General features: G+C 66.5%; 17 protein-coding genes and 1 tRNA gene. 7 read left to right on the plus strand and 11 right to left on the minus strand.

Annotated elements, in window-relative coordinates; genetic code table 11:
- Positions 1–12: 12 nt before the first annotated feature.
- The 3 genes from ASF79_RS06485 to ASF79_RS06495 are packed head-to-tail and all read right to left on the minus strand — an operon-like array spanning position 13 to position 2,723.
- Positions 13–963, minus strand: coding sequence for an FKBP-type peptidyl-prolyl cis-trans isomerase (locus ASF79_RS06485; RefSeq protein ID WP_055781526.1), 951 nt, complete (start codon positions 961–963; stop codon positions 13–15).
- Between the two features lie 42 nt (positions 964–1,005).
- Entirely contained in the window at positions 1,006–2,019 is a 1,014-nt protein-coding gene (locus tag ASF79_RS06490; protein ID WP_442853853.1) for a tRNA (adenine-N1)-methyltransferase, read from the minus strand.
- A gap of 2 nt (positions 2,020–2,021) precedes the next feature.
- Positions 2,022–2,723, minus strand: a complete 702-nt coding sequence (locus ASF79_RS06495; protein ID WP_442853861.1) for an HAD family hydrolase — start codon at positions 2,721–2,723, stop codon at positions 2,022–2,024.
- Between the two features lie 98 nt (positions 2,724–2,821).
- On the opposite strand from ASF79_RS06495, the gene ASF79_RS06500 reads away from it, so the two are divergent.
- Positions 2,822–3,742 (plus strand): proteasome assembly chaperone family protein, encoded by a 921-nt coding sequence (locus tag ASF79_RS06500; RefSeq protein ID WP_055781521.1) that lies wholly within the window; start codon positions 2,822–2,824, stop codon positions 3,740–3,742.
- A gap of 7 nt (positions 3,743–3,749) precedes the next feature.
- Here ASF79_RS06500 and mshC read toward each other — a convergent pair whose 3' ends face one another.
- The 3 genes from mshC to ASF79_RS06515 are packed head-to-tail and all read right to left on the minus strand — an operon-like array spanning position 3,750 to position 7,272.
- The gene (gene mshC / locus ASF79_RS06505; protein ID WP_055853315.1) at positions 3,750–5,009 is read right to left on the minus strand and encodes a cysteine--1-D-myo-inosityl 2-amino-2-deoxy-alpha-D-glucopyranoside ligase; all 1,260 of its coding nucleotides are present in this window, start codon (positions 5,007–5,009) and stop codon (positions 3,750–3,752) included.
- 27 nt (positions 5,010–5,036) lie between these two features.
- The gene (locus tag ASF79_RS06510; protein WP_055853317.1) at positions 5,037–5,891 is read right to left on the minus strand and encodes an undecaprenyl-diphosphate phosphatase; all 855 of its coding nucleotides are present in this window, start codon (positions 5,889–5,891) and stop codon (positions 5,037–5,039) included.
- Positions 5,892–5,946: 55 nt separating this feature from the next.
- Entirely contained in the window at positions 5,947–7,272 is a 1,326-nt protein-coding gene (locus ASF79_RS06515; RefSeq protein WP_055853320.1) for a M20/M25/M40 family metallo-hydrolase, read from the minus strand.
- Between the two features lie 107 nt (positions 7,273–7,379).
- Here ASF79_RS06515 and ASF79_RS06520 point away from each other — a divergent pair.
- The 3 genes from ASF79_RS06520 to ASF79_RS06530 all read left to right on the plus strand — a co-directional run bounded on the left by ASF79_RS06520 (position 7,380) and on the right by ASF79_RS06530 (position 9,548).
- Positions 7,380–7,464 (plus strand) — tRNA-Leu (locus ASF79_RS06520).
- 287 nt (positions 7,465–7,751) lie between these two features.
- Positions 7,752–7,955, plus strand: a complete 204-nt coding sequence (locus ASF79_RS06525) for a cold-shock protein (protein ID WP_044443312.1) — start codon at positions 7,752–7,754, stop codon at positions 7,953–7,955.
- 360 nt (positions 7,956–8,315) lie between these two features.
- A complete protein-coding gene (locus ASF79_RS06530) occupies positions 8,316–9,548 on the plus strand; it encodes a C40 family peptidase (RefSeq protein ID WP_162239070.1) in 1,233 nt (410 codons plus the stop codon).
- Positions 9,549–9,580: 32 nt separating this feature from the next.
- Here the strand turns inward: ASF79_RS06530 and ASF79_RS06535 are convergent, their stop codons facing one another.
- Entirely contained in the window at positions 9,581–11,374 is a 1,794-nt protein-coding gene (locus tag ASF79_RS06535) for a DEAD/DEAH box helicase (protein WP_235500720.1), read from the minus strand.
- Positions 11,375–11,553: 179 nt separating this feature from the next.
- On the opposite strand from ASF79_RS06535, the gene ASF79_RS06540 reads away from it, so the two are divergent.
- Entirely contained in the window at positions 11,554–12,369 is an 816-nt protein-coding gene (locus tag ASF79_RS06540) for an SGNH/GDSL hydrolase family protein (protein ID WP_055853323.1), read from the plus strand.
- Here the strand turns inward: ASF79_RS06540 and ASF79_RS06545 are convergent.
- Positions 12,366–13,607, minus strand: coding sequence for a D-alanyl-D-alanine carboxypeptidase family protein (locus ASF79_RS06545; RefSeq protein ID WP_055853325.1), 1,242 nt, complete (start codon positions 13,605–13,607; stop codon positions 12,366–12,368). The two genes, ASF79_RS06540 and ASF79_RS06545, sit on opposite strands and share 4 nt — an antisense overlap.
- Positions 13,608–13,654: 47 nt before the next feature.
- Complete coding sequence (locus ASF79_RS06550; protein WP_055853327.1) at positions 13,655–14,455, minus strand: TrmH family RNA methyltransferase; 801 nt, start codon at positions 14,453–14,455, stop codon at positions 13,655–13,657.
- Between the two features lie 146 nt (positions 14,456–14,601).
- On the opposite strand from ASF79_RS06550, the gene ASF79_RS06555 reads away from it, so the two are divergent.
- Complete coding sequence (locus tag ASF79_RS06555) at positions 14,602–15,465, plus strand: Sir2 family NAD-dependent protein deacetylase (protein ID WP_442853854.1); 864 nt, start codon at positions 14,602–14,604, stop codon at positions 15,463–15,465.
- Positions 15,465–16,088 (plus strand): histidine phosphatase family protein, encoded by a 624-nt coding sequence (locus ASF79_RS06560; RefSeq protein WP_082495807.1) that lies wholly within the window; start codon positions 15,465–15,467, stop codon positions 16,086–16,088. Before ASF79_RS06555 ends, ASF79_RS06560 begins: the two co-directional genes overlap by 1 nt.
- On the opposite strand, the gene ASF79_RS06565 is transcribed toward ASF79_RS06560, so the two are convergent.
- Together ASF79_RS06565 and ASF79_RS06570 are read right to left on the minus strand one after the other, a co-directional pair.
- A complete protein-coding gene (locus ASF79_RS06565) occupies positions 16,015–17,091 on the minus strand; it encodes a glycosyltransferase family 4 protein (RefSeq protein WP_055853329.1) in 1,077 nt (358 codons plus the stop codon). The genes ASF79_RS06560 and ASF79_RS06565 overlap by 74 nt on opposite strands.
- Positions 17,088–17,987: an alpha/beta fold hydrolase gene (locus ASF79_RS06570; protein ID WP_055853331.1), complete on the minus strand. Its 900-nt coding sequence runs from the start codon at positions 17,985–17,987 to the stop codon at positions 17,088–17,090. The genes ASF79_RS06565 and ASF79_RS06570 overlap by 4 nt, the downstream gene beginning before the upstream one ends.
- Between the last annotated feature and the right edge of the window lie 69 nt (positions 17,988–18,056).

Genomic DNA, 18,056 nt, shown 5'->3' on the forward strand with positions numbered 1-18,056 from the left:
GAGCCGCTCTCGTCAGGGTGCCGGGTTGGCGCCGAGGATGTCGACGACGTAGACGAGCGTGGATCCCGGGGGGACACCCTGGGTGCCCGTGTCGCCGAAGCCGTCTGCGGGAGGCACGACCACGAGGACCTGCGAGCCGATGGTCTGGCCGACGAGCGCCTTGACGAGCCCGGGTACGACTCCGCCCTTATTCGTCGTGCCGTCGGCCGCGAGCACCTGCGTCGCAGCACCCTTGTCCCAGGTCGACTCGAAGACTGATTTGTCGCTCCACACGACCCCGAGGGACTGGATGACGAGCACGTCGCCCTCGGCCACCTTCGCGCCGGACCCCTTCTTGAGGGTGGTGTACCGCAGATCGCTCGGCACCGTGCCCGAGGGGATGGTGACGCCGGGGCGGCCATCGGGTGCCGTCACGACGCTGGGGAACCCTGCCTGCGCGGGCTCCGCCGACCCGGTGGCCGCGCCGGGGTAGACCGACGTGATGTCGAAGACATAGGCGTCCGAGGTCGCGGCGGCCGGAGCCGCCGAGGGATCGACCGTCGTCTGTGCCGAGGGGATGACGGCCGCGATGCGGTCGCCTGCACGCGCGCAATCGAGCGCGTCGATGAATCCCGCGGGCGTGGCCGTCTTGTCGAGCGTGATCATGAAGGGCGACTGCTGAGAATTCGACGAGTCGGTGCCGCTGGCGATGACCGCCTTGCCCCAGACCACATCGCCGACCTGAGCAGCAGGGCCGGACCCGGCCGTGAGGATCGAGCGCTCGGTGCTCTTCGTCTTCAGCGGAGTGGCGAAATCGAGCGTAGCCTCCCCCGGATCACCGGAGGCCGTGACGGTCTCGGACGCCGCTCCGGGTTGAGCGAGGGGCGTGCAGCCGCCGTCGGCGAGACCCGATCCCGGCGACGCGCACGCCGACAGGGTGGCGAGAAGACCCGCAGACAGAATGAGCGCGATCGACTTGCGCACGGATCCTCTTTTCAGTGGTGGTTGAGCGGACAACAGCTTAGTTTATTCCGCGTCGGCGTCTTGGCTGGGCGACGGCTGTGCGGCGTCGCCGTCTGTGCGGGCCGTCGCCGTCGCCGTCGCCATGCGCACACGCTTGCGGAGACTCTTGGGGCTGATGCCGCGTTCGCCGAGCGCGCCCGGGGTCCACGTCTCCACATCGTCATCGGAGTATTCGCTCTTGGAGGCGCGACGCTTCAGTTCGGGCAACTGGGCTCCCGGAGCCAGGCGTCGTGCGGTGACGAGGAAACCCGTGTGTCCGATCATGCGGTGATCCGGTCTGACGGCGAGGCCCTCGACGTGCCACGACCTGATCATCGTCTCCGAAGGCTGCGGGTCGGTGAACGATCCGGTGCTGCGGATCGTCTCGACGACGCGGGAGAGCTGAGTGACCGTGGCCACATAGCAGAGCACGACTCCCCCGGGCTTCAGAGCGTCGGTCACAGCCGGGATGCACTCCCAGGGCGCGAGCATGTCGAGGACGACGCGGTCCACCGAGTGCTGCTCGTGCTGTTCGGGCAGCGCCTCGCTCAGGTCGCCCAGGGTGATGCTCCAGTTGTCGGGAGCGGAACCGGAGAACGCCGTCACGTTGGCCATGGCCACGTCGGCGAACTCCTCGCGGCGTTCGAACGACGACAACCGCCCCTCCGGACCGATCGCTCGCAGGAGCCACAGAGACAATGCGCCGCTGCCGACGCCGGCCTCCACCACGGTCGCCCCGGGGAAGATGTCGGCCTGGCCGAGGATCTGCGCTGCATCCTTGGGGTAGATGATCGCGGCCCCGCGCGGCATAGACATAACGAAGTCGGTGAGCAGGGGGCGCAGCACGAGATACTCCACGCCCACGGTGTTGGCCACGACGGAGCCGTCGGGCTGCCCGATGATGGCGTCGTGGTCGATGGCTCCGCGGTGGGTGTGGAACTCGGCCCCCGTCGCCAGGGTGATGGAGTTCAGCTTGCCCTTGGGGCCGGTGAGCTGCACGCGTTCGCCGACGCGGAACGGTCCGGAGAATGAATTCACGGTTATGGGTGTCGACTTCCGGTTGTGGGGTGGATGGCGCCAGAGCGCCAGTGGGCTGCCAGCGCCGCACTCACGTCGTCGACGGTGCGGCCCTCGAGTGTCGGCCACAGCACACTGGCCGGGCTGTTCTCCAGAGAGAGCATGTGGGGAACGCCGACGGTGACCGCGCCCGAAGCGGCAGCGCTCGCGACCCCGGGAACGGAGTCCTCGAAGGCAACGCACTCGTCGATGGGGACTCCCAGGAGGCGTGCCGCCTCGAGGTAGGCCTCCGGGTGGGGCTTGCTGTTCTCGACGCTGTCGCCGGAGACGACGACGTCGAAGGCGTCGAAAGGAATGAACGACCTGACGTGCTCGGCCATCACACCGAAAGACATGGTGACCAGGGCGCAGGGAACGGCCGCCTCTCGCAGTGCGGAGAGCAGTTCACGGGCGCCCGGCCGCCACGGCACGCTGATGCTGATGAGCGCCATCACCTCGCGAGTCAGATGGTCGATGATCGCGTCGGCGGCCATGTCGACTCCGTGCTCCTGAAGGAGACGGGCGGTGCGGTCCAAACCTGATCCGACCAGGGTCATCGCGTCTTCGTGGGTCCAGACGCCGCCGAACGTCGCGACGAGCTTCTCCTGCGACTGCATCCAATAGGGCTCGGTATCGACGATCGTTCCGTCCATGTCCCAGAGGACGGCGGCGGGCAGGGGTGTCATCACGTGGATCGAGTCTACGGGGCCCGGGGGCTCGGTCTGGATCGACGGCCTATCCTTGTCAGAACGATCACGAGACGACGAAAAGGGTTCTCCACACGGTGACACAGGGCAATGAATTCCTCAGAGGGCGACTTCTCGTCGTCGCATTCGAGGGCTGGAACGATGCGGGCGAAGCTGCGACGGGAGCGGTTCAGCTGCTGCGTGAGCAGCTCGACGTGGTCACGATCGCCGGTGTCGACGCAGAGGAGTACTTCGATTTCCAGTTCAACAGGCCGGTGGTGTCTCAAGACGATGAGGGCAATCGAGCCCTGATCTGGCCGAGCGCGACCATATACGGTCCGGCGAAAACAGAGGTCGACAACATTCCTCTGGCAGCTGACGCCGAGCTCCGCGTGGGCTCGGACAACACGGGCAATGTGTTTCTGCTCGTGGGTGCGGAGCCCTCGCGCAATTGGAAGAAGTTCACGGTCGAGGTGCTCGATGCTGCCATGACGGCCGGAGTCTCGGGCATCGTGCTGCTCGGGGCCATGCTGGCCGATGTGCCGCACACGCGTCCGATCTCGGTCACGGCCACGAGCGAGAACGCGTCGGTGCGCAGCCAGCTCTCGATCGAGAGATCGACATACGAAGGGCCCGTCGGCATCCTGAGCGTCATCGCCGATGCGGCCGAGGCCCTGGGAATCGCGACGGTCTCGATCTGGGCATCCGTTCCCCACTACGTTCACAACGCGCCGTCTCCCAAGGCGACGCTGGCGCTCATCGACAAACTCGAGGAGCTCGTCGACGTCGTGATCCCCCGCGGCGACCTGGTCGACGAGGCCTCCGCGTGGGAGTCGGGAATTGATGCGCTCGCCGGAGAGGACGACGAGATGGCCTCGTACATCCAGCAGCTCGAACAGGCGCGCGATACCGTCGACTCGCCCGAGGCGAGTGGCGAGGCGATCGCTCAAGAGTTCGAGAAGTACCTTCGTAAAAGAGGCGACGGTCGCCCAGACGAGCCGTGGCGCCCCGGCGCCTGACCGGCGACTAGAGCTGCACTCCCAGGAGTGCGTCCACCGTGCGGGCGACGAGACCGCTCGTCGGGTGCGAGCCCGCCACCCACTCGTCGACCGCCATGAGGGCGGCCGGGGTGTCGAGGTCTGACGACAGTACGGCGCGGAGGCGTGCGAGAAGCGCGGCTTCATCGTCGAAGGCCTCGGACGCCTGCGGCCGGCCCACCGCCTCGCGCCAGCGATCGAGGCGCGCGACCGCCTCCGCGAGGCCGGCGTCGGTCCACTCCCAGTCGTCGCGGTAGTGGTGGGCGAGAACGGCGAGCCGCACCGCCGACGGGTCGATACCGGATGCGCGGAGCCGGGAGACCAGGACGAGATTGCCGAGCGACTTGCTCATCTTCTCGCCCTGATAGGCGACCATGCCCGCGTGCGCGTACACGTCGGCGAATCGCTCGCCGGTGAGAGCCGTGGCGTGGGCCGCCGAGAACTCGTGGTGCGGGAAAACGAGGTCGCTTCCGCCGCCCTGCATGCAGAAGTGCGGGCCGAGTGCATCGAGCGCGATGACGGAGCATTCGATGTGCCATCCGGGGCGGCCCTCGCCGACCGGGCTGGGCCACGAGGGCTCCCCCTCGCGCGCCGCGCGCCACAGCAGGGGGTCGAGTCGATTGCGCTTGCCTGCGCGATCAGGGTCTCCCCCGCGCTCGGCGAAGAACGCAGCCATCGTGACGGCGTCGAGACGGCTTTCGAGTCCGAGGTGCCAGTCTGTGCGTTCGGTGGCCGCATCGATATCGAAGTAGATGTCCTGGCCGCCGGCGACGCGCGCGTCTGGTGTGTCGACCGGGTAGCCGAAGCCGGCGTCGACGAGCCGGCTCACGGCATCCGAGATCGGGTCGACGACCTCGGTCACCGCGACGTAGTCGCGAGGAGGGAGGACTCGGAGCGCAGCCATATCCGTGCGGAAGAGCTCTACCTGGCTCGCGGCGAGGGCGCGCCAGTCGACGCCGGTCGCGTTCGCCCGCTCCAGCAGCGGGTCGTCGACATCCGTGATGTTCTGCACGTAGTCGACCTCAAGGCCCGCGTCGATCCACAGGCGCTGGATGCCGTCGAAGGCCAGGTAGGTCGACGCATGACCCAGGTGGGTGGCGTCATACGGTGTGATGCCGCAGACGTAGAGGCCGATTCGGCCGTCGACGCCTCGGGTCTCGACCAGGGCACCCGTCGAATCGTCGAAGACCCGGGGAACGGGACCTCGTCCGGGAAGTGAGGGGACGAGGGGCCGGGTCCAGGAATGCACTGCAAAAGACTACCGTCGCTCGACGGGTCAGGCCTGCATGGCTCCTGTGCCGAGCAGAACGAGGAGAACGAGTCCCAGACCGATGCGGTACACGACGAAGGGCAGGAAGCTCCGCTTCGAGATGTAGCTCATGAAGAAGGCGATGACGACGAGTCCCACGACGAAGGCGATGACCGTGGCGACGAGCGTCTCGAGAGGACCGAAGACTTCCGGGGTGCAGCTGGCCGTAGCGACCGTGCAGGTCTCCTTCACGGACTTGAACACCTGATAGAGCCCGCTGCCGAAGACGGCGGGGATGGCGAGCAGGAAGGAGTAGCGCGCAGCGGCGGCGCGTTCGTATCCCATGAAGAGTCCGGCCGTGATGGTGCCGCCCGAGCGTGAGACGCCAGGAATGAGAGCGAGTGCCTGGGCGAAACCGAACACGGTCGCGTGGGGAACCGTGAGGTCGTCGAGGCGTCTCTTCTTCGCCCCGACGTAGTCGGCGACGCCGAGCAGGATCCCGAAGACGATGAGCGTGCCCGCCACGATCCAGAGCGAGCGCAGCGTGCTCTCGATCGCGTCTTGGAAGATCAGGCCGAGCACGACGATCGGCACGCTGCCGAGGATGATGAACCAGCCGAGTTTGGCGTCGGGGTCGGATCGGGGAACGCGGCCCGTGAGCGAGAAGAACCACCGGGAGACGATTCGGGAGATGTCGCGCCAGAAGTAGATGACCACCGCGGTCTCGGTGCCCAGTTGGGTGATCGCGGTGAACGCTGCACCCGGATCGTCTCCCGTGCCCAGGAGGCGGCCGACGATCAGCAGATGTGCGCTCGACGAGATCGGCAGGAACTCGGTGAGTCCTTGCACGAGGCCGAGGATGATGGCGTTGAGAAAGTCCACGGACTCCCCTTCGGAATGTGGCGGCGGAATCGGTCGGGAGACCGTGGGAGCCTGGTCAGTAGCGCAGCAGGAGGTCTGTCAGAACCTTCCTGCCAAACACTAATGCGTCGAGCGGGACCCTCTCGTCTACACCGTGGAAGAGGGCGGGGAAGTCGAGCTCCGCCGGCAGTTGCAGAGGGGCGAATCCATATCCCTTGACGCCGATCGTGCTGAGAGCCTTGTTGTCGGTTCCTGCCGAGAGCAGATAGGGAAGCACTTCGGCCTCCGGATCGAACCGGTGGAGGCTGGAGATCATCTGGTCGACGAGGGGGCCGGAGAAGTCGGTCTCGAGTCCGATGTCCTGATGCGAGATCTCCACGTCGACACCGGGACCGGCCAGCTCGCGGAGTCGCGCAATGACATCGTCTTCCTGGCCGGGAAGCACCCGGATGTCGAGCAGCGCCTCGGCACGGTCGGGGATCACATTGTGCTTGTATCCGGCCGTCAAGCCCGTGGGGTTGGCCGTGTTGCGCAGTGAGGCGGAGATGAACCGCGATGCCGTTCCGGTCGCGATGGCGAGTTCGTCGGGCGTGGTCCGAAGGGGATCTTTGCCCAGGATCGCGGCGACGCGCCCCAGGAGTTCCGTCGTCGTCTTGGTGAGGTGCACGGGCCACTCCTGGCTGCCGATCCTCGCGACGGCGGCGGCGAGCCTGGTGATCGCATTGTCCGAGTTGATCTGTGATCCGTGTCCGGCCGTTCCCCGTGCAACGAGTTTCGCCCAGATCAGGGCCTTCTCTCCTGTCTGAACCAGGTAGGCCCGCGTTCCGTCTAGGTCGATCGAGTAGCCTCCGACCTCGCTAATCGCCTCGGTCGCGCCCTCGAAGAGGTCGGGGCGGTTCTTCACGAGGTAATGAGAGCCGAGGACTCCCCCGGCCTCCTCGTCGGCGAAGAAGGCCACCACCAGGTCTCGTGCGGGCCTGCGGCCGGACGACAGGATGTCGTCGAGGGAGGTCAGGATCATGGCGTCCATGTTCTTCATGTCGACCGCTCCGCGACCCCACAGCATGCCGTCGGCGATGACGCCGCCGAATGGATCGACCGACCAGTCGTCGGCGATGGCCGGCACCACGTCGGTGTGTCCGTGCACGACGAGGGCGCCGCGACTCGAGTCCTCACCCTCCACGCGGGCCACCACGCTCGTACGACCTGGCTCGGAATCGATGAGTTCGGCGGTCAAGCCGAGCCTCTCCAGGTGTGCCGCAACGTATTCCGCCGCGTCCGTCTCGCCGTTGGAGCGGCCTTCTCCGAAGTTCGACGTGTCGAAGCGGATGAGGTCACGGGCGATCGAGGCCGTGGCGTCGAGACCGGCCTCAGGGGTGGGGTTCTCGGGCATCGAAGTCATGCTTTCACGGTACCGCAGGGCCTCGACGGACTCGTGGCGTCGAGGGGGTTTCAAACCGTGCTATCGTCTTACCTTGGTTGCACCGAGAACGGAAAGCAGCTCATCCAGTCCGGATGGCGGAAATGGCAGACGCGCTAGCTTGAGGTGCTAGTGCCCGTATAGGGCGTGGGGGTTCAAGTCCCCCTTCGGACACAGAAATAAGAATCACCCCCGACATCTCGTCTAACGCGAGATCTCGGGGGTTTTTTCTGTCTATCGGGTCTGTTTCGCATGAGCGTGACCAAGGCGTGATGATTTTGGTCGCGCGGTGAGGCCAAGAGCATAGTAGGCTGTTCACAGAAGTTGATGTGCCTCGCACGTCCGGGGTGCCTCCGGTGCCCTGCCCGACACTGTTCGGGCCCAATCCTGGGAGACGACGAACACCCCGACGAGTGGCCCCGACAATCGGGACCGAATTATCACTCCAGGAGGAGTTTGCAATGGCTACAGGCACAGTGAAATGGTTCAACGCTGAAAAGGGATTCGGCTTCATCGCCCCCGAAGACGGCAGCCCCGACGTGTTCGCGCACTACTCGGCTATCGCCTCCAGCGGATACCGCTCGCTCGACGAGAACCAGAAGGTCGAATTCGACGTCGCACAGGGCCCCAAGGGTCCCCAGGCTGAGAACATCCGCCCCCTCTAAGTCTTTCCTTATGAGGTCGAGGCGACGTGAAAGCGTCGACTGAGACCACGTAAAGCGAAGCTTGTCAACGAAGGCCCTCCACCCATCCGGGTGGGGGGCCTTCGTCGCGTGTTCGACGTCAAAACGCGACACGCCGAAGTTGCTCCGAGGAATCGGTCGTTGCTCGTGTATGGAGTCGCATTCAATTCGTTGCTAGTGTGAGCGATGTTGTTGTTGTGACGAATGTGACTCACGACGCCATTGCGGCCATTCTGCGAATTCGGGGAAACCATGCTCGTCACCACCACCGCGTCTCTCGGTCGGTCTTCTGCTCGTCGTTCTCACTGGCGTGGTGTTCTTGCTGCGACTGCTGTGGTCGGCATGCTGGCAGTCGGTGCGATCTCCTCGTCGCCGGTCTCCGCCGACAACTATCCGTCGTGGAACGACGTGGTCGCCGCTCGATCGTCGGAGGCAGCCAAAGAGGCGGAGATCTCCCGCATCACGGGCCTCATCGACGGTCTGCAGACTCAGGTAGGCCAAGCCCAGGCCGCAGCGGAGGCTCGTTGGCAAGAGAATCAAACGGCTCAGACCGCGTACAACACGGCGTCAGTCAAGGCCGATCAGCTGGAGTCGAAGGCCACTGCCGCGAAGACCAAGGCGGCCGAGTCCCGCTCGCAGGCAGCGATCCTCGCCGCACAGTTCGCCCGCTCGGGCGGCAACGACCTCTCGTCTCGTCTCTTCGTCGAAGGCGACAAGGCGAGCGACCTGCTCTACCAACTCGGAACGATGTCGAAGCTCAGCGAGTCGACCACCGGCATCTATCAGCAGGCCCAGATCGACCAGAACACAGCGGACTCGCTCAGCGAACAGGCCGACGTGGCGCGCAACGCGTTGGGTGCACTTGCGTCGACAGCCCAGAGCGCACTCGACGAAGCCGTCACTGCTCAGCAGACGGTCGGTGCCGCACTGATCGAGCAGCAGAGCCACGAAGCCGAACTCTCCGTGCAGCTCCAGGCCCTGACCACGAATCTCGACCTCACCGAAGACCAGTACAAGGCGGGCGTGCAGGCTGCGGCGCAGGCCAAGCAGGCAGCCGATGAGGCTGCGCGAGCCGCTGCGGACGCGGAAGCGGCGGCGCCGGCCCCCGCACCGTCCTCGGGCGGTAGCGACGGATCCGCAGGAGGTTCCGCGGGCGGACCCTCAGAGGGATCTTCAGGCGGCGGTGAGCCGAGCGCTCCCGCTCCATCCGCTCCCGTCGTCAACCCTCCGCAGAGCTACAACGGTGACGCTGTCGTGGCCTACGCGGAGCAGTTCGTCGGCGTCGTTCCCTACGGCTGGGGTGCAGACCCCAGCGACAGCTTCGGATGCGACGGGTTGACCCAGTACGTTTACAAGCAGTTCGGCATCGATCTGCCGCGATACGTTCCCACTCAGGCGGCACAGGGCGTGCGCATCTCCTCATCCGACGCCCGGGCGGGCGACGCGGTCGTGTGGAGCGGCCACATCGGCATCTACGACGGCCAGGGTGGAGTCATCCACTCCCCCGACTGGGGTCGTTACGTGACTCACGCGCACTCGCTCTGGGGCAGCTACTACTTCGTCCGCTTCCTCTAAGCGATCGCGAGGATGCCGACCCGAGGGCAGGGTCAGGAGTGGTGGGCGCCCATCCACTTGCGCACCGTGGCGATGCGCGACTGCAGCTGCGTGACGCTCGCCTGAGGAACGGCCGGACCGCCACAGACTCGACGCAGCTCGGCGTGCACCAGGCCGTGGGGCTGGTCTGAGGTCTTGGCCCAGATGCCGACGAGGCTGTTCAGAAGCTTGCGTTGCTCCGCCAGCGTGCGATAGAGAGGCGCGGCGGGTTCGTCTTCGGCCGGCCCGGGAGGCGAGTTCTTGCGACGGTCGGCGGCGTGACGCTGCTGCCTGGCCTGCCGGTGCTGAAGGAGTTCGCGCACCTGATCGGGCTCGAGCAGCCCGGGGATGCCGATGAAGTCGAGCTCCTCGTCGCTGTCGACCGGAGCCTCTGCGCCGAACTCGCTGCCCTCGAACATCACCCGGTCGAACGTCGCGTGCGAGCCAAGGGCCTGGAAGGCGAAGTCGTTCTGCAACGCATCGGAGGCTTTGTCTTGCACGTTGGCCTCGGCGACCATGGCGTCTTCGGGGTTCCACATGTCGCCCTCGGGGTCGCCCGAGTCGCGTCGATCAAGAGCGTGGTCTCGCTCGAGTTCCATCGTTCCGGCCAAAGCCATGAGGCCGGGGACGTTCGGGAGGAAGATGGAGGCGGTCTCACCACGGCGTCGGGCTCGGACGAATCGGCCGATGGCCTGGGCGAAGAACAGCGGCGTCGACGCGCTCGTGGCGTAGACGCCCACGGCGAGCCGAGGAATGTCGACGCCCTCGGACACCATCCGCACGGCGACCATCCACCGTCTCGACGACTTCGAGTACTCCTCGATGCGGCCCGAGGCCTCTTTCTCGTCGGAGAGAACAACGGTGACCGGCTCGCCCGAGATGTTCTCGAGAATGGCGGCATACGCGCGGGCCGTGAACTGATCGGTTGCGATCACCAGGCCGCCGGCATCCGGAATGCCCTGACGCACCTCGGCGAGCCGACGGTTGGCGGCGGCGAGCACAGAGGGGATCCAGTCGCCGGCCGGGTCGAGGGCTGTGCGCCACGCCTGCGACGTGATGTCTTTGGTGTTGCCCTCGCCGAGGCGCGCCTCCATCTCGTCGCCGACCTTGCTGCGCCACCGCATGTGGCCGGCGTAGACCATGAAGAGCACGGGGCGCACGACCCCGTCTTGGAGGGCGCGACCATAGCCGTAGTTGTAGTCGGTCTGCGAGAGCCTGATGCCGTGCTCGTCTTGCAGGTAGCTGACGAACGGGATGGGCGAGGTATCGGAACGGAACGGGGTGCCCGTGAGAGACAACCGTCGGGTTGCAGGAGCGAAGGCCTCACGGATCGCCTCGCCCCAGCTCAGCGCGTCTCCGCCGTGATGAACCTCGTCGAGGATGATGAGACTGCGCGCCGACTCGGTGAGTTCGCGGTGCAGTGCTGGTCTGGCTGCGACCTGAGCGTAGGTGACCGCGACGCCGTGGAAGTGACTTCCGTAGCGGCGATCGCTGTTCTTGAAGCCCGGGGTGAGCCGGATGTGTACGCGGTCGGCGGCGTCTGCCCACTGCTTCTTGAGGTGCTCGGTCGGGGCCACGACGGTGACCCGATCGATGATGCCCCTGTGCAGGAGTTCGCTGGCGAGGCGAAGAGCGAAGGTCGTCTTGCCCGCGCCCGGGGTGGCCGCCGCGAGGAAGTCACGAGGTTGATGGGTGAAGTAGGCCTCGAGAGCCTCGGACTGCCAGGCGCGGAGCTTGGATGCTGTGCCCCAGGCCGCCCGCTCGGGAAAGGACGGGGAGAGATGCTCCGCGGCGCCGCTGCCCACCACGGGCGTGCCGTCGGTGCCCGCGGAATCGACCCGGAGCTCGGGCAGGGGAAGAGGTTCGGGCAGGCTGTTCACGTGCATCCACACTACCCGCAGCTGCCGACACCAGGAACGAATCGAGATGCCTCGGCGACGAAGCGAGAGGAGTACATTGACGAGTGGATTTCTTCGAAGGAGTGCATATGACCGAGCGGCATCCATGGCGTCGATACGTGGCGATCGGAGACTCGTTCACCGAGGGGATCGGTGACCCGGAGCCAGCGAGCCCCGGTGGGTACAGGGGCTGGGCGGACCGTGTGGCCGAGGTCTTGGGTGCCGAGGCCGGAGACGACTTCGCCTACGCGAACCTGGCCATCCGAGGGCGGCTGATGCAGGGAATCCTCGACGAACAGGTCGAACCGGCTCTGGCCCTGCAGCCCGACCTGATCACGATCTCGGCGGGCGGCAATGACATCATCCGCCCCGGAACGGACCCTGATGACATCGCGCGCCGGATGGACGCGGGGATCGAGCGACTGCGGCGCGACAACGCCACCGTCGTGATCTTCACGGGAACGGATGTGGCCTTCTCCCCCGTGTTCCGAGGCATCCGGGGCAAGGTCGCCATCTACAACGAGAATCTTCGTACGATCGCCGCGCGTCACGACTGCATCGTCGCAGACCAGTGGGGCCTGTCGAGCATTCAGGACTCGCGCATGTGGAGTCCGGACCGGCTCCACCTGAACGCTCTCGGTCATCACGAGGTCGCTCGTCTGGTGCTGCAGGCGCTCAATGTCGAGAACGAGCTGCAGTCGGGCGCTCCCGAGCCCCTTCCCCTGGCGACCTGGCGCCAGGCACGCACGGAAGACCTCGTCTGGGCGCGCACGCACTTCGTGCCGTGGGTCATCCGGCGTGTGACGCATCGCTCGAGCGGAGACGGGATCTCGCCGAAGCGGCCCGACGCGGTGCCCATGGGCCTGCCGGCGCCGAAGCCCGACAGCTCCGACTCCGTCGGCTAGCCGAAGACGAGCTCGGGGTGGCCGATCCGCCACCAGAAGCCGGGATCCTGCAGCGTTCCGTCGACACTGAGCGCGACCTGCTCCGTGACGTCGTCGACCGTGTAGCGGATCGTGCCCACGTTCGCCCCGGTTTGCACCGTCACGACGTCTGCGGCGCTGGCGTCGACGTCGACCGGGTCGTCCGACCAGACGAGGGCATCGCTGTCGGATGTCGTGACGATCGGCGCCGTCTCTCCCCACTCCGTCGTATAGCTGCCGACCTCAGTGTTCGCCTTGATGAGGGGCAGCGTGGTGAAGCCCGCCTTCGTGCTGGCGAGGAGAGCCTGGACGGCATCCCGCGCGGCCTGAGAGCTCTCGGCTCCGAGGATCACCCCCACCACGGACTTCGTCTCGTCGCCGACCGTGAACTCGGCGGAGAACAACAGACACGACCCGGCCTCGTCCGTCGTTCCTGTCTTGATGCCGTCGATACCGTCGATACCGAGGAGTTTGTTGCTATTGTCGATCTCCCCGATGACGGGCACCTGATCGATGGCTGTCGACACGATCTTCGCGAGCACGGGGTCGGCGAGAGCGAGCGAGGCGATCGTCATCAGGTCCTTCGTCGAGCTGCGGCTGCCCGGATCGAGGCCTGACGCATCCACGATGGTGGTGTCTGCGAGTCCGTGTGCGGCCGTGAACGAGCGGGCAGCATCGAGGTAGCCTGCGAGCGATCCGAATGCCCAGTTGGTGACCGTCTCGGCGTAGTTGTTCGCCGACTTCAGCAGCATGATCTCGAGTACCTGGCGCTCGCTGAGGGTCTGGCCCTCGTTGACGAGTTCGTAGGAGCCGTCGACCGCGCGCGTCTGTTCGAGGAGCTGCACGTCGGCCGCGGTCATGGTGATCCCCGGCCCGTCGTCGCCCTCGGTGAGAGGATGGGCCTCGAGCACCACCAGTGCCGTGACGACTTTGGTGACGCTCGCGATGGGAACGGGCCCTGTCTGACCGCTCTCGCCCAGGAACTCGCCGGAACCCTCCTCCGCGATGGCTCCCGACCCGATCCCCGGGAGGGCGAGCTGAGCGGGCTCGGCGGCTGGTGGCGTGGGCACGGTCAACTCGAGCTGAGCCGTCGGCAACGGCGCGGCCAATGCGGCGGGCACGTACAGACCGAGGGCGACCGCCACAACGACGAGGATGCCGCCGGCCGAGAAGGCGACGATCCCACGTCGGCGGCGAACGGGGGCAGACGTCGGGGGCATCCGCCAATCCTAGGAGATGCGCAGGCCGAAGGCCGTGCGGGCCGTGCTCACCGGAGCGTGTAGAGAGCCACGGCGCTCGCTGCCGCCACGTTGAGGGAGTCGACGCCATGACTCATCGGAATCGTCACCACCGTGTCGGCCGCGCCCAGCGCCTGCCTCGAGAGTCCGTCTCCTTCGGAGCCGAGCACCAGAGCGAGTTTCTGCGGCGCCGTCGCGGCGAAGTCGTCGAGCGTGACCGCGTCATCGGACAGGGCCAGGGCCGCGATGTGGAAGCCGGCGTCGTGCAGCAGGGGCGTCGTCTCGGACCACTCCGGGAGGCGGGTCCACGGAACCTGGAGCACCGTGCCCATGCTGACTCTGACGCTGCGCCGGTACAGCGGATCGGCGCAGCGCGGTGAGATCAGCACGGCGTCGGCTCCGATTCCGGCGACGGCTCGGAAGATCGCGCCCACATTCGTGTGGTCGGTGATGTCCTCGAGCACGACTATTCGTCGGGCACCCTCGATGACCTCGGCGACCGGTCGCAGTTCGGGCCGATGCATCGCCGCGAGTGCGCCTCTGTGGAGGTTGTATCCCGTGAGGGATTCGAGCGTTGCCGCGTCGCCGACGAAGACCGTGACGTCATCCCAGTCCGCGAGCAGGGGCTCGATGTCGTCGAGCCACTGCTCCTGCAGGAGTACGGAGCGAGGCCGATGGCCTGCCGCGAGGGCCCGAGCGATGACCTTCGACGACTCGGCGATGTACAGGCCCCCGGCGGGCTCGCTGAGACGTCGCAGAACCACATCGGTCAGCCGCGCATAGTCGTCGAGTCCGGGGAGGTCGAGGCTGTCGATCCGCACTGTCTTCACGCTCGGGCACTCCTCGTTCTTCCGCGTGCCGTGTTGTCGCGATCGAGAAAGTCGTATCGGAAACAAAACCGCACTCGGGACTGTTTAGACTTCGAAGAGTAACGCGAAGCGTCCGAGTCCACAGACACGGACGGCAGGAGGTGCAGGTGATCCCGCTGGTCGAATCGACCCCGAGAGCAGACTCACCGGTAGAGATCGATGAGGCTGTGGCTGCCCTCGCGGGGCGGCGCATCGTCGTTCTGACCGGCGCGGGCATGAGTACCGACTCCGGTATCCCGGACTATCGCGGCGAGGGTGCGCCGAAACGCAATCCGATGACGTTCGATCAATTTCGCGAGAGTCATGACTACCGCCGCCGATACTGGGCGGGAAGCCACCTCGGCTGGAAGATGTTCCATGCGGCGCGCCCGAACGCCGGCCATCGTGTTCTGGCCGCGCTCGAAGATGCGGGCGTGGTGTCCGGGGTGATCACCCAGAACGTCGACGGCCTGCACGCGAGGGCCGGATCCACCCACCTCGTCGATCTGCACGGGTCGATGGATCGCGTGCTCTGCCTCAATTGCGGCCAGGCGTTCGCCCGGGCCAGCATCGCGGAGCGGATCTCCGCGGACAACCCGTGGGTTGACGAACCCGACGCGATCACGATGGCACCCGACGGCGACGCCGACGTCACCGACTACTCGTCGTTCGTCGTGCCGGCGTGCTCCGTCTGCCAGGGCATGCTGAAGCCCGATGTGGTCTTCTTCGGCGAGTTCATCCCCACCGAGCGATTCCAGGAGGCTTCTGCGCTCGTCGCCGGTGCCGAGGCGATGCTGATCGCCGGATCGTCGCTCGTCGTGAACTCGGGCATCAGGCTGCTCGAGCAGGCGCGACGTCGGCGCCTGCCCATCGTCATCGTCAACCGGGGCGCGACGAAGGGCGACTCCCGGGCGACGGTCAAACTGGATGCCGGGGCGACCGAGACACTCACCGAGCTGAGTCGCCATCTGCTTTCGGCGAAGGGCACGTGATGACCGAGCTCGTTCTCGTGCGTCACGGCGAGACGGAGTGGAATCTCGCACGTCGAATCCAGGGCCGGACGGACATCCCGATGAACGACACGGGTCGCGCGCAGGCGGCGGCCGCTGCCGAGAGGCTGGCCGACGAACAGTGGCACGCGATCGTGACGAGTCCGCTCGGACGCGCCTTCGAGACGGCGAGCATCATCGCGGAGCGGCTCGGCCTCGGTGAGCCGGAGGTCGACGATCGACTCGTCGAGCGCGCCTACGGCGAGGCCGAGGGGCTGGATGCTGCAACGCTCGCGAGCCGGTTTCCCGGCATGGCAGGCGTTCGGGGCATCGAGCGGCGAAGCGACGTCACGCGGCGAGTTCTTCCCGCGATCGAGAGCATCGCCCTTCAGCGTCCGGGGCAGCGGATCCTCATCGTGACCCACGGTGGCGTCATCGGGTCGCTTGTACGCTACGTGACCGAGAAGGCGCTTCCGCCCGCCGAGGTGCGCATTCCGAACGGATCCGATCACCGCTTCCGCTACGTGGAGGGAACGCTGGTTCTGGATACGTTCAATGGCGTCGCGATCGATCCGCCAGTTCGGCGAGAAGCGCCCATAGTGTCTTCGCTGACGACGTCCAGCTGAACTCCGCCGCCTGAGCGATGCCTGCCTCGGACCGTCGGGTGAATTCGGACTGGTCCTCGAGCGTGCGTACCCGCGCGGCCAGATCGGCGGCATCGCGGGCGTCGAAGTAGAGGCCGGCATCACCGCCGATCTCTTGGAACACGGGGATATCGCTGACGACGATGGGGGTTCCCTGGGCCATGGATTCGACGAGCGGAATACCGAAACCCTCCTCGAGAGAGGCCGTGACGAGCGCCGTCGCGTTGCGCAGGGTGGAGGTGTACTCCTCGTCGCTCGCCCCGTTGTGGAACACCAGCCGCGCGTTCGGCGCGATGGCCTGGAGTCGCCGTCTGTCGGCATCCGACACCCGGCTCATGAGGTGCAGCTCGTAGTCGTCGAGCAGGCCTGCCGCCGCGACGAGGGTCTCGACGTTCTTGTACGGCATGAACGAGCCCATATAGACGAGGTGACGGTGGCGCGTCTCGGCGGGCTCGGGCGACGACACCGCGCCGTCCGCAGCATTTCTGACGACGGTGACCGGCCTGCGGGTCAGCCTGTTGCGGGCGATGAGGTCGCGTGTCGTGCGCGACACGGTGACCACGGCATCCGCCCGCGACAGCAGGTAGCGCTGGGGCCACCACGACAGGTGATACGCGCGCCAGAGCAGGCGGATGGGCCAGGCGAGATCGCGGGGTGGAGTCGGATTCGAGTAGTAGATGAGGTCGTGCACCGTGAGGGCGAGCGCGTAGCGGCGACCGAACGATCCCATCGTCTGCATGGGAGAGAAGACGACATCGGGCTTCAGGGCGTTGACCTGCAGCGCCACGAGGGGCTCGCGAACGCTGGTGGGCGAGCTCGCGAGGTGCCACGGCAGATCGGGGAGCATCTCGAGCTGGCGGATGTCGCTGATCAGCATCACGAGGTCATGCTCGTCGGCGAGCGCGCTGACGAGTCCGGCCGTGTAGCGGCTGATTCCGTCGTGCCTGCCGATGCGCGTGTACCGGCAGTCGACGACGACCCTCATCGGCCACCCGTTTCGTCGCGCAGGAACGCGTCGATCGCGTCGGCCGCCTGCTTGGGCCTCTCGTAGTGCACGAGGTGTCCGACGCCGGTCAGGATCACCAGTCGCGAATCGGCGATCTTCTCGGTGAGGCGATGCTGGGCCTCGACCGGCGTGATGTCGTCGCGATCGGCTGCGATCAGCAGCGTGCGCGTCGTGTTCTCGGACGCGTACTCGGAGACATCGTGCGAGATCGAGGCCTTGAAGGCGTCGAGAACGACCTGTCGGTTCGAGAAGGCACCGAAGTAGAGGTCGTGCTGATTGTGGATCCACCGGCGCAGAGAGCGCGAGCGGGTCTTCGCCATGGTGACGCTCATGATGCGCGTCACGATCGGCGCCTTGAGCACGGCGAATCCGAGGCGCTCGGGCAGCTTGGCGGGGGCCCAGTAGTAGAAGACCGCCAGGCGGGTGAGGATGCCTCGAGGGCCGGACAACGCGGGCGCTGCGATGGGATTGACAAGGACGATGTCATCGACGCGGAGTCCCCGCGCCAGCGCGGCGGACACGATGATCGAGCCGAAGGAGTGACCCAGGACCACCGTGCGTCCGGGCCCTCGCACGCGGTCGACGAGCTCGAGGAGCCATGCCGCATACCCTTCGATATCGTGATCGGTGTCGAGGGGCGTCGACACGCCGAAGCCCGGAAGATCGGCGACAACGGTGCGGTACTGCGGCAGATGGGCGACGACGGGCTCGAGGCCGTGGTGGTCGCCGCGGAAGCCGTGGACCAGGACGATCGTCGTGTCGGAGTCGTGTGGGCCGTAGACCCAGAGTTCCGTCGTGCTGCCGGCGAGTTCTTCGGTGCGCCGCTCGAGAGGGATGGCGTCGAGTCGGGCTGCATAAGGAGAGGGAACAATCATCGTGATCCAGTGTAGGTGCACGCCTAGACTGGGCTGATGCAGCGCGTCGATACGCCCGATACGCGCCCT

This window comes from Agreia sp. Leaf335, from assembly GCF_001423605.1.
In the GTDB taxonomy this organism is placed as follows: domain Bacteria; phylum Actinomycetota; class Actinomycetes; order Actinomycetales; family Microbacteriaceae; genus Agreia.